Genomic DNA, 14,084 nt, shown 5'->3' with positions numbered 1-14,084 from the left:
TGAGCCTCCTCACTTCGTTGCGGGGTCTCAACCAACCGTTATCACCCGCAGGAGTCTCTCACCTTGCACTCCAGTCAACAGGGTAAACTCTAATTACATTATTGAGTCACTTAAAAAGAAAGAAAACTTGCACCACATTTCATGATGCAAGTCCATGTGCTTATGTTTCTATTTTACAGGAAGAATTTCTGAATGTCATTCCATGTTACAACAAGCATCAACAGCATTAACAACGCAAAGCCGATAAAGTGGACAAGCCCTTCTTTATGACGGTCAACAGGTTTTCCTCTGACTGCTTCTGCTGCGAAGAACATCAGTCTTCCACCGTCCAGTGCCGGAATTGGCAGAAGGTTGATAATACCTAAGTTGATACTAAGGACCGCAGCCCATCTCATCAATAGGAATACGCCGGATTCAGCGACGACTTCCGTTGATTTATAAATCCCGACAGGACCAGATAGCATGTCTAGAGAGAATTGACCTGTGATCAATTTACCTAACCCTACCACTATCTCTTTTGACCAGTTATAGGTTTCAGAGGCAGCCTTAGGGAAAGAACCCCAGAAGGACTGTTCCATCGGCATGTACACTCCGATAATTCCGCGAGTTTCACCTTCAATGGTTTCTGCTTTAGGCGTAATTGCGATCGTTTCGGATTGCCCGTTTCTTTCAATCAAGAAATCAAGTTCCTCGCCAGGGTTTACCTGAATGATTTTCACTACCTCTTCCCAGGTCGAAACATCTGTATCATTAATTGCTACCACTTTGTCACCTTGTTGCAGACCGGCAGCCTGTGCAGCTCCATCTGGAGTCAATTCACCGATAACAGATTCGTTGATAGGATAACCTTGTACCATCCCAAGGAATGTGAAGATGAAAAAGGCCAGGACAAAGTTCATCATAGGTCCAGCAAATATTGCCATCGTACGTTGACCTAATGTCTTTGATCCAAATTGTCTGTTATAAGGGGCGTTTTGAACTTCCTGCCCATCCATGACAAAATAGGATTCCTCGCTTACCTTATATTCCTTTAAGACTTCCTCTTCATTCAATTCATATCCTCTGATGACAAGTTCCTTCTCAAGGTCTGCATATTCAACCTCGATAACTTTTGCATCAGGGTGTTTGTCTTTATTATTGACTACTACTTTGTTGACTTCTCCTTTAGCGTTGAACAGGAGGCCAATATGATAGCCTGGTTTGATTTCAATGGTTTCAGGATCTTCCCCGGCCATACGTACAAAACCGCCAATAGGAAGAAGCCTTATCGTATAGACTGTTTCATTTTTCTTGAAAGAAAACACTTTCGGACCAAACCCAATTGCAAATTCTCTACAAAGTATACCGGCTCTTTTGGCGAATACTAGATGCCCAAGTTCATGGACAAAAACAAGTACTCCAAAAATGATAATAAACGCGATAACAGTATTCACTAGATTTCCACCTCTAATCTATTAGTGAACGAACATAGTTTCTAGTTTCCAAATCCACTTCCCTGATCGTCTCTAGATCAGGATTTAACTGTATGGAATGCTTGGACATAGCCTTTTCAATAAATGTTTCAATTGCAAGGAATTCTATTTTGCCGTTAAGAAAAGCATCGACAGCAATCTCATTTGCTGCGTTTAACACAGTTGGCATGGTACCTCCTGCTTTTCCTGCATCAAAGGCATACTGTAAACAGCGGAAACGGTCAAAATCCATTTTTTCAAAATGCAGCTTACCCATTTCCATAAAGTTCAATCTTTTACCTGTTGGATGTGGCAATCTATCCGGATAGGTTAGTGCATACTGGATGGGAACCCTCATATCTGGTGTTCCAAGCTGAGCAATGATACTGGTATCATGAAACTCCACCATCGAATGGATGACACTTTCCCTGTGCAAAACCACTTGTATATCTTCATAAGGTATATCAAACAGCCAATGAGCTTCAATTACTTCCAATCCTTTGTTCATCATGGTAGCAGAATCAATGGTTATTTTTGCACCCATGGACCAGTTTGGATGATTGAGTGCATCTTCCCTTGTTACACCTTCTAGCTGTTGTCTCGTACGGTCGCGAAAGCTTCCTCCTGATGCTGTGAGAATGATGGTTTCGATGTTTTTTTCCTTTTCTCCTTGAAGACACTGGTAGATCGCAGAATGCTCACTGTCGACAGGAAGGATAGGCACTTGATGTTTTCTGGCTGCCTCCATCACGATATGACCAGCTGTCACAAGGGTTTCCTTGTTAGCGAGTGCAATCACCTTTTTATGTTCGATGGCATGCAAGGTGGGAACAAGCCCAACGCTTCCCATCACTGCATTAACCAACACATCTGCTTCGTGGAGGGTTGCCACTTCAATCAAGCCTTCTTCTCCATAAACAAAGCGGATATCTGTCGAAGCGAATTGACTCTTCAGCGTTTCACAATCTTCTTTTGTTTGTACGGAAACGACAAGCGGTGAGAATTCTTGAATCAATTCTTGTGCGACTTTGACATTACCGCCTACACTAAAAGCCAGTAACTGAAATTGATCACTATGCTGTCTTATTACTTCTATCGTCTGTATTCCTATTGAGCCTGATGCTCCCAATAAACTTATTTTCCTCACCAACACTCACCTCTCCAAAACCTTCTCCTACTACAATGTGTCAGAAAAGAAAGATATGTATAAAATGCAATAGCGGTAATACAAAAAGAAGGCTGTCAAAGCGATCTAATATCCCACCATGTCCAGGTAAAATTGAACCTGAATCTTTAATTTTGTAATGTCTTTTCAGAGCAGATTCCACCAAATCGCCAATTTGTCCAAAAACGGATAAAAGGCTGGCAATAATAATGGTGATGAAAAGCGAGTGGTCGAAATCAACAACAAAGTGGAAAATTAATGCCACAACAATTGCACAAATAACCCCACCAAGTGATCCTTCCACTGTTTTATTAGGACTGATCTCTGGCCACAATTTGGTTTTGCCCATTGATTTTCCAATAAAATATGCTCCGGAATCTGTCGTCCAAATTACGAATAATGCAAAAAACACGAACGCCAGTGCCAGTTCTCTAATTTCAATGAAATAATAAAAGCCTAATCCAACATAGATGGTTGAAATTAATAAAAATCCGACATCATCGAATGTGAACCTATTCTTAGAAAGAACCGTGTACGATAATAGCAAAAGGGCGATAAGCAGGATGAAATCCATTTTTGAGAGTATCAGCGAATCTGCCTCAAACATGTTTGAAGGTATCATCAAAAACCATAGAAGTAACAATGACAACACCCCAGGTACACTTGCCATAGACATTCGCTTCATTCTCATAGCTTCAAATAGTCCGACTGTTGCCAGAAAATAGATAAAGGCAACAAATGGGAGCTTTCCGTAAATAACGATTGGTAAAAAAACTGCGGCTGCAATAACAGCTGTTATAATTCTTTGTTTCATTGTATGTCCAACACCTTCTTATATACCACCAAATCTTCTCCCGCGCATTTGAAAACTATTGATAGCCTCATATAAATCGTTTTCTTCAAAGTCAGGCCATAGTACATCTGTAAAATAAAATTCTGCATACGCCAATTGCCACAGCATAAAATTGCTTAATCGTATTTCACCGCTTGTACGTATTAAAAGATCTGGATCTGGTAATAAATTGCTGAAAAGATATTCTGAGAACATCTCTTCTGTTAATTGATCGGTTGTAAGTGCGTTTTCCTTGATATCGGCAGCTACATTCTTTACAGCACGGAGGATTTCATCGCGCCCCCCATAATTTAATGCAAAGTTAAGAATAAGTCCAGTGTTATCCTTCGTCTTCTCCATTGCATTGTTAACAGCTCTAAGTGTATGTTCTGGTAGATCAGACTTATTCCCCATAAGGCGAACTTGTACATTCTCTTCCATTAATTCAGGGAGAAATGTACCGAGGAACTCTTCTGGCAATTTCATCAGGAAATCGACTTCCAGTTTCGGTCTTTTCCAATTTTCTGTTGAGAAAGCATACATCGTCAGAACTTTTACTCCCAGGCTATTGGCAGCCTTGGTGATTTTTCTTACCGTTTTCATTCCTTCATGATGTCCGGCTATTCTCGGCATTGCACGCTTTTTGGCCCATCTTCCATTACCATCCATGATGATGGCGATATGCTCTGGGATGGGATGATTCATTATTTCTTCTTTTAAGCTAAGCGATTTAGAGGTTTCTTTGCCTCTCCACTCTTGTATTTTCTTCAGCATAAAAATCCTCCATTAAAAATAAACAGACGTACCTATAGGGGTCTATCCATTTATAGTAACAGTATTAACAAAAAAACCCCCTGTAAACATTAGAGGGTCTTTCCATCTTTCTATTTTACATGTAAATCGCTTATACTTCCATGATTTCTTTTTCTTTTTCTTTTGTAACGGAATCAACCTTCGCGATGAACGAATCAGTCTGCTTCTGAATGTCATCAGTATAGCCGCGCAACTCGTCTTCCGTGATTTCTCCGTTCTTTTCTAGTTTCTTCAAATCATCATTTCCATCACGGCGAATATTGCGGATACCCACTTTCGCTTCTTCAGAAATTTTCTTGATTTGTTTTACTAGATCTTTACGGCGCTCTTCTGTCAATGCAGGGATAGAAATACGGATTACTGTACCATCATTGGATGGGTTTAATCCGAGGTCTGCTTTGATGATCGCTTTTTCAATATCACCTAATGATGTTTTATCATAAGGTTGTACCACAAGAAGTCTTGCTTCAGGTACATTTAAAGAAGCCAATTGATTGACTGGAGTCGGTGCCCCGTAGTAGTCAACTGTTACTTTATCTAGTAATGCCGCACTTGCACGTCCAGCACGAATTGTTGCCAATTCACGGGAGTAAGCTTGTACAGCTTTTTCCATTCTGTCTTTTGTTTGAGTAATAACTTGATTTGCCATAATTATTTCCCCCTCACAATCGTTCCGATATTTTCACCTAATACTACTCGCTTAATGTTCCCTTCTTCCATGATGGAGAAGACGATGATAGGAATATCATTGTCCATACATAATGAAGACGCAGTAGAGTCCATAACAGCTAGTCCTTCACGCAATACATCTAGATAAGATAATGTATCATACTTAGTTGCAGTAGCATCGATAGTTGGATCTGCACTGTAAACTCCATCCACATTGTTCTTTGCCATCAAGATGACGTCTGCTTCGATTTCCGCTGCACGCAATGCTGCAGTAGTATCTGTGGAGAAGTATGGGTTTCCTGTTCCTGCTGCGAAGATGACTACACGTTTTTTCTCTAAGTGGCGAATCGCTTTTCTTCTAATGTAAGGTTCAGCAACCTGACGCATTTCAATAGATGTTTGAACTCGTGTTTGAACACCGGAATTTTCCAAGCTGTCTTGAAGTGCTAAGGAGTTCATGACAGTTGCAAGCATGCCCATGTAATCTGCTGATGCACGGTCCATACCCATTTCACTGCCGACTTTACCTCTCCAGATGTTTCCGCCGCCTACGACAACTGCTACTTCTACGCCTAGTTCGGTTAGTTCTTTTACTTGTTGAGATACGGATTTGATGACAGTTGGGTTGATTCCGAAGCCTTGTTCACCTGCAAGTGCTTCTCCGCTTAGTTTTAGTACGATACGTTGATATTTAGCTTGAGCCATAGTAACCTCCATTAATAAAAGGGTTTGATTGCGAATCTGTTAAACTCCGCTGTTGATTTCCGCAAACGGCTTCGCTTTCCTAGGGGCGTTGCTGGAGCCTCCTCGGCTATGCCTGCGGGGTCTCCACCTAACGCTATCTCCCTCAGGAGTCTTCGCCTTTTGCTCCAATCAACAGCTAGGATATTTAAAAAGATAATACATAAACTTTAACAGAATCATTATAAAATATTTTTCCTAAAAAGAGGAACACAAATTGTGTTCCCCTCTTATATATGTTGTTCCTCTTATTTTTTAACTTGGCTCATTACTTCTTCAGCAAAGTTGTCTTGGCGTTTTTCGATTCCTTCTCCAACTTCGTAACGGATGAAGGATTTTACAGTAGCGCCTTTGCTTTCTACGAATTGACGTACTTTCATGTCAGGGTTCTTAACGAAAGTTTGGTCTAGTAGGCAGATATCTTCAAAGTATTTTCCAAGACGGCCTTCTACCATTTTAGCTACGATGTTTTCTGGCTTGCCTTCGTTTAGAGCTTGTTCAGTAAGTACTTTACGCTCGCGGTCTGCTTCTTCTTGAGAAACTTCGTCACGAGAGATGTATTTAGGGTTGATTGCAGCGATGTGCATAGCAACGTCTTTTGCAGTAGCTTCATCTGTAGTACCTTCAAGAAGAGTTAGTACTCCAATGCGTCCGCCCATGTGCAAGTATGCACCGAATGCGTCTGCGTCAGTTTTAGTAACGATTGTGTAGCGACGAAGAGTCAATTTCTCACCGATTTTAGCAATTGCAGAGTTGATGTGCTCAGAAACTGCAACACCGTTGTCCATTTTTGCTTCAAGAGCAGCTTCTACAGACTCAGGCTTGTTGGAGATAAGGAATTCACCTAATTCGTTTACAAGCGTTTTGAAGCCTTCGTTTTTAGCAACGAAGTCAGTCTCGGAGTTCACTTCAAGGATAACCGCTTCGTTTCCTTTAGTTACGATAGCAGTTAGACCTTCAGCAGCGATACGATCTGTTTTCTTTGCAGCTTTAGCGATCCCTTTTTCACGCAAGAAATCGATTGCTTTTTCCATGTCTCCGTTTGTTTCCGTTAACGCTTTTTTGCAATCCATCATGCCAGCGCCAGTTTTTTCACGTAATTCTTTTACCATTTGAGCAGTTACAGCCATTGTTCATTTCCTCCTTAGGATATGTAAGTATTTTTTATTAAGAATGTCATATTTTCCAAAAAAAAGTGATAAAAGGCTTTCCCCTCTTATCACCTTTTTCTTAAATCAAATTATGCAGTAGTTGTAGCTGTCTCTTCGCCTTGTTTAGCTTCTAAGATAGCGTCTGCCATTTTACCAGTTAATAGTTTAACCGCGCGAATAGCATCATCGTTTGCAGGGATTACAACATCGATTTCGTCTGGATCACAGTTAGTGTCAACGATACCAACGATAGGGATGTTTAATTTTCTTGCTTCTGCGACAGCGATACGCTCTTTGCGTGGGTCGATGATGAACAATGCATCAGGAAGACCTTTCATGTCCTTGATTCCGCCTAAGAATTTCTCAAGACGATCAAGCTCTTTCTTCAACATTACAACTTCTTTCTTAGGAAGTACTTCGAAAGTACCGTCTTCTTGCATTTTTTCAATAGCTTTAAGACGAGTAATACGCTTTTGGATTGTTTCAAAGTTAGTTAAAGTTCCCCCTAACCAACGTTGGTTAACATAGTACATTCCAGAACGTTCTGCTTCTTCCTTCACAGAATCTTGAGCTTGCTTTTTAGTACCAACGAATAATACTGTTCCGCCGTTACCTGCAAGTTCTTTAACGAAGTTGTAAGCTTCTTCAACCTTTTTAACAGTTTTTTGAAGGTCGATGATGTAGATGCCGTTACGCTCAGTGAAGATGTATCTCTTCATTTTTGGGTTCCAGCGACGAGTTTGGTGACCGAAGTGTACACCAGCTTCTAATAATTGTTTCATAGAAATTACTGACATGTTATATTCCTCCTAATGGTTTTTTTTCCTCCGTCAACGTCATTTCCAAGCAAAACTGACGAATCAGCACCAATGCTCAGATCGGCAAACGTGTGAATTTATAACACCGAAAATAAATATATCATAATCACTTTTGACAATCAAGTTTTAAATAGGTTTCATTGTCGAAATTTCAACAGCAATTCTATTTCTGTTTTACCTTTGTTAAGTTTTTTGGCAATTTCAGAAGAAGTAAGCCCCTTTTCACTTAGATGCATTACCTGATCTTTGATATTCCATTCCTCAAATGGTTTCTCTGCAATCACCGTTTCTATGTGATCTTCCCTGACGTTTTCTTGCATTAATAAGTCCTTTAGATCTGCCTCTGTAAGCTCCTCTTCCCTTGTATCAAAGCTTTCTTGTTTGTCTAAATGAGCGATGCCAGGATTTGCATTGGACAGTTTTTGCAAAAAGGAACTGTTTTCTTCTTTTAGTTCCAATACATAGCTTGTGATGGTATCCTCTGCTTCTTGAATCAAAGTACGATATTCTTGTTCCAGTTGTTGAACTTTGGAAAGTTTGATGAAAAGTAAAATAATAAAAAAAATCGCAAGAAGAATGAGTGCGAAATTTATAATAGTAAAAATTATTAACATGTCTTCACAACCCTTTTATCATTTGCCTGCTGTCCAGGTTGGAAAGCAGGCGGCCATACAAGCGTGTTACAGCATAGGATTTAATTGTTTTCTTAGTTTGAAAATAGCTTTGGAATGTATTTGGGAAATGCGGGATGTTGTAAGTCCCAATACTTGCCCAATCTCTGTCAAAGTAAGCTCCTCTTTATAAAACAAGCTGATAACAATTTGTTCGTTTTCCGTCAGATTCTCAATCTGTTCACCTAGAAGTTGAATGAGTTCTGACTTTACTAATTCTTCTTCTGGAGAAATAACCTTTTCATCTTTAAGAACATATGCACCATGCGATTGTTCATCATTTTCTTTTGGCATCTCATCCATGGACAGTATGTTTGAATAAAAGACTTCATGCATGACGGTGGAGACTTCATCCTCCGGCATATCAAGGTGTGCTGCAACTTCCTCCAGGGTAGCATTCCTCATCAGTTTCTGTTCTAATTTTTCTAAAGTGGACTCGATTCTCTTTGCCTTTTCTCTTACACTTCTTGGGAGCCAGTCCTCTTTTCGCAACCCATCTATAATTGACCCTCTTATTCTGAAAGAAGCATATGTATCAAACTTCAAATCCCGTGACGGGTCAAATTTTTCAATTGCATCAAACAGTCCCACAAATGCCAGGCTTTTCAATTCTTCCCTTTTCACACTTTTAGGCAGGCCGGTTGCAATTCGCTGGACATGGTAATGTACTAGAGGCATATATTTTTTTACTAGAAAGTCCCCAGCGTCAGGATCTTTTTTTGTTTTCCAGAGATCCCAATAGGCGGAATCTTTGTTTGAAGTTGAAGTAGTCATGGCTTTCCTCCTTATATACTCCTAAGACCGAAAGCGGTTAAATGTAACATACTCCTTTATTAACGGTTTTTATCATTAATTTCCCGTTTTCAGGATTAAATTCAATGGTTCTTCCATTGTTTCCTCCACAGTCCTCACTGATCAATGGAATATGTAAGGCGGCAAGCTTCTCCTTTACCGCTTCTACATTTCTTGGTCCGATCCTCATCATGTCAGTTCCAGAACTGCTGAACTGAAACATCTGCGCTCCGCCGGCAATTTTGGCTTTCATGCTGTATGACTTGATTCCTTTTAAAAGAAGATTGTCAACTAGATGCAGAATTCCTGTATCTGCATATTTATCTGCATTGACAGGAGCCTGTCTCGTCAGATTCGAATCTGGAAGCATAATATGGACCATTCCGGCAATCTTGGTAGAAGTGTCATAAATAACAACCCCTACACATGAACCAAGCCCGGCAGTTCGAATCAGTTGAGGAGATTTCACTATACCCATTTCCGCAATACCGACTTTAACGACTGATTCTACACTCGTCATTATTTTTCACCCAACGCTGCCAATATTTTTTCAAATGAATCTGGATAGGGGATCAGGAAAAAATGGCCTTTCGTCTTCTCTATCTGGTTATCAGTTGTTTCTGTCAATTCTGTGTCGATGAAAATGGAGTGATCGCTTACTTGGCAGATTTCCAAAAGTCCTGTTACGACTATCGCACCAACCATATCAATGGTGACTTGCGGTACAGAAGGTGTCACCGCAAGTCCTATACATTCAGATAGTGCTGTTAAATAGTGTGCAGAAATTATATTTCCCAGCTCTTGTAAAGCGGAAAGTCCTAGTTCATGTGAAGGAAGTTCCTCTACACTTATTTTCTTATCAGGAATGAGTTGGTTAATCAGCTTCGTTGCATCATCCAGTGATAGGACAAAGAATAAGCTTCCGGATAATTCGCCCTCCATTCTAAGAAAAACAGCTGCGACAGGTCTGTCTGAGCCTCCCATCAAGTCCATCATCTCGTTAAAAGACACAATCTTGGCTAACGGAACATTCATGTGTATCTCTTTATTAAGAAGCTGGGATAATGCGGTTGCTGCATTGCCAGCCCCTATGTTTCCCAACTCTTTTAATAGATCTAACTCGTTTAATTTATCTTCATTATTCATCTGTACGGCCTCAATCTTTGGATTGATCTAGCTGCAGGATTTCATTTAGGTCTAGACATACGAAAAGCCTTTTGTCGATTTTCACTACACCTTGGACATATTTATTCTCTACAGAGCCTACAACTTCCGGAGCAGGTTCTATTTGGTCCTCTGTGATATCGACGACGTCATTGGCAGCATCTACAATAAAACCTACTTCCTGTTCGTCCACTACGGTGATGATGATACGGGAAGCGTCTGTTTTTACTTTTTCTTCAAGGTTGAATCTTGTTCGCAAGTCCACGATTGGAGTGATGACTCCTCTTAGGTTGATGACTCCTTTTATATGGGGAGGGACATTGGGAACACGTGTGATCGGCAGTAGTTTTTCTATGGAACGTACTTGTTGGACTGGTATCGCGTATTCTTCTTTTTGAAGTTCGAATACTATTAGCTTTAATTTCTTTTCTGTTGCCTCCATAAATGTTACCTCCTGTTCATATTTAATAAATGGTATCGTTTGATACCGCTGTTGATTTCCGCAAATAGCTTCGCTTTCCTAGGGGCGCTGCTGGAGCCTCCTCGGCTACGCCTGCGGGGTCTCCACCTAGCGCTATCTCCCTCAGGACAAGGAAGGCTTCGGCAGCGAAACATCGCACGAAGAAAATGCGTAGCATTTTCGAGGAGTCTTCGCCTTTTGCTCCAATCAACAGCTAGGGTCTTTATTTAATTAAAGCGTTACAGTCTACGATTAGGGCTACTTGGCCGTCTCCGAGGATGGTTGCTCCGCTGATTGCAAAGGTAGAGTTCAGGTATTGTCCAAGCCCCTTCAGTACTACTTCTTGTTGTCCTATGAAGGAATCTACCACTAGTGCGGCAATTTTTTCACCTTTTTTCACCAAGACAAGGGAATAAAAGTCTGGCGGTTCTACTTGTTGCTTTTGCACATCGAATACTTTTTCCAAGTAGACTACAGGTACGATTTTCCCCCTGAAATCAATGACTTCCTGGTTATGTGCTGTCAGGATTTCCTCTTTTTTAATAATGGCAGTCTCTATAATAGAAGATAAAGGTATCGCGTATTTTTCGTTCTCTATTTCCGTTAATAAAACGGAGATGATGGAAAGTGTCAACGGTAGCTGGATGGAAAATGTTGTACCTGCTCCTTCTAGAGAATCAATCGTGATTTTTCCGCCCAGTGACTCTATAGTGTTTTTCACCACATCAAGTCCAACGCCGCGGCCGGATATATCAGAAATTACTTCTGCAGTGGAAAAACCGGAAGAAAGGATAAGTTGATACACTTCTTGTTCACTTAATCTTTCCCCTTCTTGTTGAGAAATGACACCCTTACTGATGGCTTTGTTAAGAACCTTTTCTTTCGAGATACCGGCACCATTATCCATGATCTCAATAAAAACATGATTTCCGCTATGATAAGCTTTTAGCGTTATTTTGCCTTCTTCCGGCTTTCCATTACGACTTCTAATCTCTGGGATTTCAATGCCATGGTCTATGGCGTTGCGCAATAAATGAACAAGTGGATCTCCTATTTCATCCATCACGGTTCTATCAAGCTCTGTTTCCGCCCCGATAATTTCAATGTCCACCTTTTTCCCAAGGTCTCTGGCCAATTGCCTTACCATTCTAGGGAAGCGGTTAAAGACTGTTTCAATTGGGACCATACGCATGTTTAAGATTATATTTTGTAAATCATTAGAGATTCGGGACATTCTTTCCACCGTTTCAATTAATTCCGGCTCATTCAAATCCTTAGAGATTTGTTCTAATCTGCCTCTGTCTATTACTAGCTCTTCAAACAAGTTCATTAATCCGTCTAATCGATCAATGCTGACCCGGATCGTTTTATTGGATCCCGGCGTCCCTTTGACCGGAGTTGTTTTCTCTTCGTTTTTTTCCAATACTGCCGTTGTTGGAGCTGCTTCTACTTGTGCTGCAGTTATTTCTTCTACAGCTACCTCTACGGAACTTTCACCCTGAAAATCTGCAAGAAGTTGTGTATCCAGCTTATTAACACTTACCTTTTCAAGCTCAGATACCTTCATTATCTTTTCTTTGATACTACTTACATCTTCTTTTGAAACCATCGTAATTTGGAAACTATTATCAAACTTCTCTTCTTCTAGTAGATCAACAGACGGGTTTGATTTAATTACTTCTCCCATCCCCTCTACCACTTCAAATACCATAAACACTCTTGCTGCTTTTAAAAGACAGTCTTGTCTAAGTGTGATATTTACTTCATACGGTGTATATCCCTGTTCCTCTGATTGTTGCAATATCGTAATCTCATAGGAATCATATGTATGCTCCGGAGATTTTTGTTCCTCAGAGTTTGTGGGCAAGGAATATTCCTCCCCCTTCTCAATTTTAATAAGCAGGGAAACCACTTCTTTGACGTCTTTCTTTCCATCTCCACCTTCTGAAATAGAAAGCACCATTTCTTCCAGGTATTCCACAGAACGAAATACAATATCTAACAGGTTGGTGGTAACATTTAATTTTTCGTTGCGAATAAGATCAAGAACGTTTTCCATCTGATGAGTAAGGCTGGCCAGATCTTCATACCCCATTGTGGCAGACATACCTTTGAGGGTGTGCGCAGACCGGAAAATCTCGTTAACAATCTCAATGTTGGCAGGGTGTTTCTCCAACTCTAATAGCTGATTATTGATCGTTTGCAAATGTTCTTTGCTCTCTTCAAGAAAAATATCTAAATATTGGTTTAAGTCCATTCATTGCACCCCTAAGACAAAATGTATTGGTTAATTCTCTTTGACATATCTTTTAGATGATGTACTTCATCTACCAAACCTGAGTGTATGGCGGCCCTTGGCATGCCATACACGATGCATGATTCTTCTGACTCAGCAAGTGCCACTGTTTTCGTTTTTCCTTTTCCCTTTAAATGCTTTAATCCGTCTGTTCCATCATTCCCCATTCCTGTTAGGATCACAGCGATTTTTTGATAGGTTTCAAGATTCCCAATAGAACGGAATAATGTGTCTACAGAAGGACGGTGGCCTCTTATTGGAGGAGCTTCATGAAGATGGATAAAGAGGCTTCCTGCACGCTTAATCACTTCCATATGAAAATCCCCCGGTGCGATATATGCGGTCCCCTTTTCCACTTTTTGATTATGGACAGCCTCTAGTACTGTTATATCGCAAATGGAGTTAAGTCTATCTGCAAGTGATTTGGTAAAATGTTTTGGCATATGCTGAACAATAAATAGTGGTGCAGGAAAAGATTTAGGAAGCGCCGAAAGGAGTGTTTGCAACGCACGCGGTCCTCCAGTGGATGTTCCGATACAAACCAATGCATCCACATGCTTACCCTGCTTTTCCAATAGGTCTATTTTACTATAAAAAGTCTGAGAGGAAAGTATTTCCTTCTCTTTTTTAATAGGTTGCTTGAAAAGATTGATGTTTGATCTGGATGCAAGCAGAATTTTGGTGATTAGTTCCTCTTTCACCTTATGTATGTCAAGTGAAATGGCACCTGAGGGTTTGGCAACAAAATCTACTGCGCCTTGTTCCATTGCAATGATAGTATTTAAGGAACCCTCTGTTGTTGTACTTGATAGCATAATAGTAGGAACCGGATGTTCCCTCATAATGACCTCTAGTGCCTGCAAGCCATTCATTTGTGGCATCTCTACATCCAAAGTGACAACATCAGGAGAGTATTCTTTTATTTTCTCAATAGCTTCTTTTCCGTTTTTAGCAGTGGCAATTACCTCTATCTCAGGATGTTTTTCCAATAGGTCGGATAACAGCTTTCGCATAAAAATGGAGTCATCCGTAATAAGTACTTTCACTTTGTTCATGGCACA

Annotated in this window: 15 protein-coding genes; all 15 read right to left on the bottom strand. The window is 40.4% G+C overall.

Annotated features, from left to right (window positions below):
* Positions 1-173 precede the first annotated feature (173 nt).
* The 15 genes from rseP to K7887_RS09725 all read right to left on the bottom strand — a co-directional run bounded on the left by rseP (position 174) and on the right by K7887_RS09725 (position 14,078).
* Positions 174-1,433, bottom strand: coding sequence for an RIP metalloprotease RseP (rseP, locus tag K7887_RS09795; protein ID WP_223493351.1), 1,260 nt, complete (start codon positions 1,431-1,433; stop codon positions 174-176).
* 13 nt (positions 1,434-1,446) lie between these two features.
* On the bottom strand, positions 1,447-2,598 hold the full coding sequence (gene dxr / locus K7887_RS09790) for a 1-deoxy-D-xylulose-5-phosphate reductoisomerase (RefSeq protein WP_223493350.1): 1,152 nt from the start codon (positions 2,596-2,598) through the stop codon (positions 1,447-1,449).
* A 40-nt stretch (positions 2,599-2,638) separates the two neighbouring features.
* A complete protein-coding gene (locus tag K7887_RS09785) occupies positions 2,639-3,430 on the bottom strand; it encodes a phosphatidate cytidylyltransferase (RefSeq protein ID WP_223493349.1) in 792 nt (263 codons plus the stop codon).
* An 18-nt stretch (positions 3,431-3,448) separates the two neighbouring features.
* Positions 3,449-4,222, bottom strand: coding sequence for an undecaprenyl pyrophosphate synthase (locus tag K7887_RS09780; RefSeq protein ID WP_223493348.1), 774 nt, complete (start codon positions 4,220-4,222; stop codon positions 3,449-3,451).
* A gap of 130 nt (positions 4,223-4,352) precedes the next feature.
* Positions 4,353-4,910 carry a ribosome recycling factor gene (gene frr, locus K7887_RS09775; RefSeq protein WP_223493347.1) on the bottom strand — a complete coding sequence of 186 codons (558 nt, stop codon included), beginning with the start codon at positions 4,908-4,910 and terminating at the stop codon, positions 4,353-4,355.
* A 2-nt stretch (positions 4,911-4,912) separates the two neighbouring features.
* Complete coding sequence (pyrH, locus tag K7887_RS09770; RefSeq protein WP_169292319.1) at positions 4,913-5,635, bottom strand: UMP kinase; 723 nt, start codon at positions 5,633-5,635, stop codon at positions 4,913-4,915.
* 284 nt (positions 5,636-5,919) lie between these two features.
* Positions 5,920-6,801 carry a translation elongation factor Ts gene (gene tsf / locus K7887_RS09765; protein ID WP_223493346.1) on the bottom strand — a complete coding sequence of 294 codons (882 nt, stop codon included), beginning with the start codon at positions 6,799-6,801 and terminating at the stop codon, positions 5,920-5,922.
* Positions 6,802-6,911: 110 nt separating this feature from the next.
* A complete protein-coding gene (gene rpsB, locus K7887_RS09760) occupies positions 6,912-7,619 on the bottom strand; it encodes a 30S ribosomal protein S2 (RefSeq protein ID WP_223493345.1) in 708 nt (235 codons plus the stop codon).
* Positions 7,620-7,777: 158 nt separating this feature from the next.
* Positions 7,778-8,254: a hypothetical protein gene (locus K7887_RS09755; protein WP_223493344.1), complete on the bottom strand. Its 477-nt coding sequence runs from the start codon at positions 8,252-8,254 to the stop codon at positions 7,778-7,780.
* Positions 8,255-8,320: 66 nt separating this feature from the next.
* On the bottom strand, positions 8,321-9,085 hold the full coding sequence (locus K7887_RS09750; protein ID WP_223493343.1) for a FliA/WhiG family RNA polymerase sigma factor: 765 nt from the start codon (positions 9,083-9,085) through the stop codon (positions 8,321-8,323).
* 37 nt (positions 9,086-9,122) lie between these two features.
* The gene (locus tag K7887_RS09745) at positions 9,123-9,623 is read right to left on the bottom strand and encodes a chemotaxis protein CheD (protein WP_223493342.1); all 501 of its coding nucleotides are present in this window, start codon (positions 9,621-9,623) and stop codon (positions 9,123-9,125) included.
* Positions 9,623-10,249: a chemotaxis protein CheC gene (locus tag K7887_RS09740; RefSeq protein WP_223493341.1), complete on the bottom strand. Its 627-nt coding sequence runs from the start codon at positions 10,247-10,249 to the stop codon at positions 9,623-9,625. The genes K7887_RS09745 and K7887_RS09740 overlap by 1 nt, the downstream gene beginning before the upstream one ends.
* Positions 10,250-10,259: 10 nt before the next feature.
* Positions 10,260-10,709 carry a chemotaxis protein CheW gene (locus K7887_RS09735; protein ID WP_223493340.1) on the bottom strand — a complete coding sequence of 150 codons (450 nt, stop codon included), beginning with the start codon at positions 10,707-10,709 and terminating at the stop codon, positions 10,260-10,262.
* Between the two features lie 241 nt (positions 10,710-10,950).
* Positions 10,951-12,984: a chemotaxis protein CheA gene (locus tag K7887_RS09730; RefSeq protein WP_223493339.1), complete on the bottom strand. Its 2,034-nt coding sequence runs from the start codon at positions 12,982-12,984 to the stop codon at positions 10,951-10,953.
* An 11-nt stretch (positions 12,985-12,995) separates the two neighbouring features.
* Positions 12,996-14,078, bottom strand: a complete 1,083-nt coding sequence (locus K7887_RS09725) for a protein-glutamate methylesterase/protein-glutamine glutaminase (protein ID WP_223493338.1) — start codon at positions 14,076-14,078, stop codon at positions 12,996-12,998.
* Between the last annotated feature and the right edge of the window lie 6 nt (positions 14,079-14,084).

The sequence above is a fragment of the Sutcliffiella horikoshii genome (genome assembly GCF_019931755.1).
GTDB lineage: Bacteria > Bacillota > Bacilli > Bacillales > Bacillaceae_I > Sutcliffiella_A > Sutcliffiella_A horikoshii_E.
The sequence above is the reverse complement of the archived record's forward strand: the minus strand, read 5'-3'. Positions and strand labels throughout refer to the sequence as shown.

Excerpts from the sequence above, each read along its gene's own strand:
- rpsB (WP_223493345.1), bottom strand. The coding sequence starts at position 7,619 with ATGTCAGTAATTTCTATGAAACAATTATTAGAAGCTGGTGTACACTTC.
- frr (WP_223493347.1), bottom strand. The coding sequence starts at position 4,910 with ATGGCAAATCAAGTTATTACTCAAACAAAAGACAGAATGGAAAAAGCT.
- pyrH (WP_169292319.1), bottom strand. The coding sequence starts at position 5,635 with ATGGCTCAAGCTAAATATCAACGTATCGTACTAAAACTAAGCGGAGAA.
- K7887_RS09780 (WP_223493348.1), bottom strand. The coding sequence starts at position 4,222 with ATGCTGAAGAAAATACAAGAGTGGAGAGGCAAAGAAACCTCTAAATCG.
- K7887_RS09730 (WP_223493339.1), bottom strand. The coding sequence starts at position 12,984 with ATGGACTTAAACCAATATTTAGATATTTTTCTTGAAGAGAGCAAAGAA.
- K7887_RS09725 (WP_223493338.1), bottom strand. The coding sequence starts at position 14,078 with ATGAACAAAGTGAAAGTACTTATTACGGATGACTCCATTTTTATGCGA.
- K7887_RS09755 (WP_223493344.1), bottom strand. The coding sequence starts at position 8,254 with ATGTTAATAATTTTTACTATTATAAATTTCGCACTCATTCTTCTTGCG.
- K7887_RS09735 (WP_223493340.1), bottom strand. The coding sequence starts at position 10,709 with ATGGAGGCAACAGAAAAGAAATTAAAGCTAATAGTATTCGAACTTCAA.
- K7887_RS09740 (WP_223493341.1), bottom strand. The coding sequence starts at position 10,249 with ATGAATAATGAAGATAAATTAAACGAGTTAGATCTATTAAAAGAGTTG.
- K7887_RS09745 (WP_223493342.1), bottom strand. The coding sequence starts at position 9,623 with ATGACGAGTGTAGAATCAGTCGTTAAAGTCGGTATTGCGGAAATGGGT.
- tsf (WP_223493346.1), bottom strand. The coding sequence starts at position 6,801 with ATGGCTGTAACTGCTCAAATGGTAAAAGAATTACGTGAAAAAACTGGC.
- K7887_RS09785 (WP_223493349.1), bottom strand. The coding sequence starts at position 3,430 with ATGAAACAAAGAATTATAACAGCTGTTATTGCAGCCGCAGTTTTTTTA.
- K7887_RS09750 (WP_223493343.1), bottom strand. The coding sequence starts at position 9,085 with ATGACTACTTCAACTTCAAACAAAGATTCCGCCTATTGGGATCTCTGG.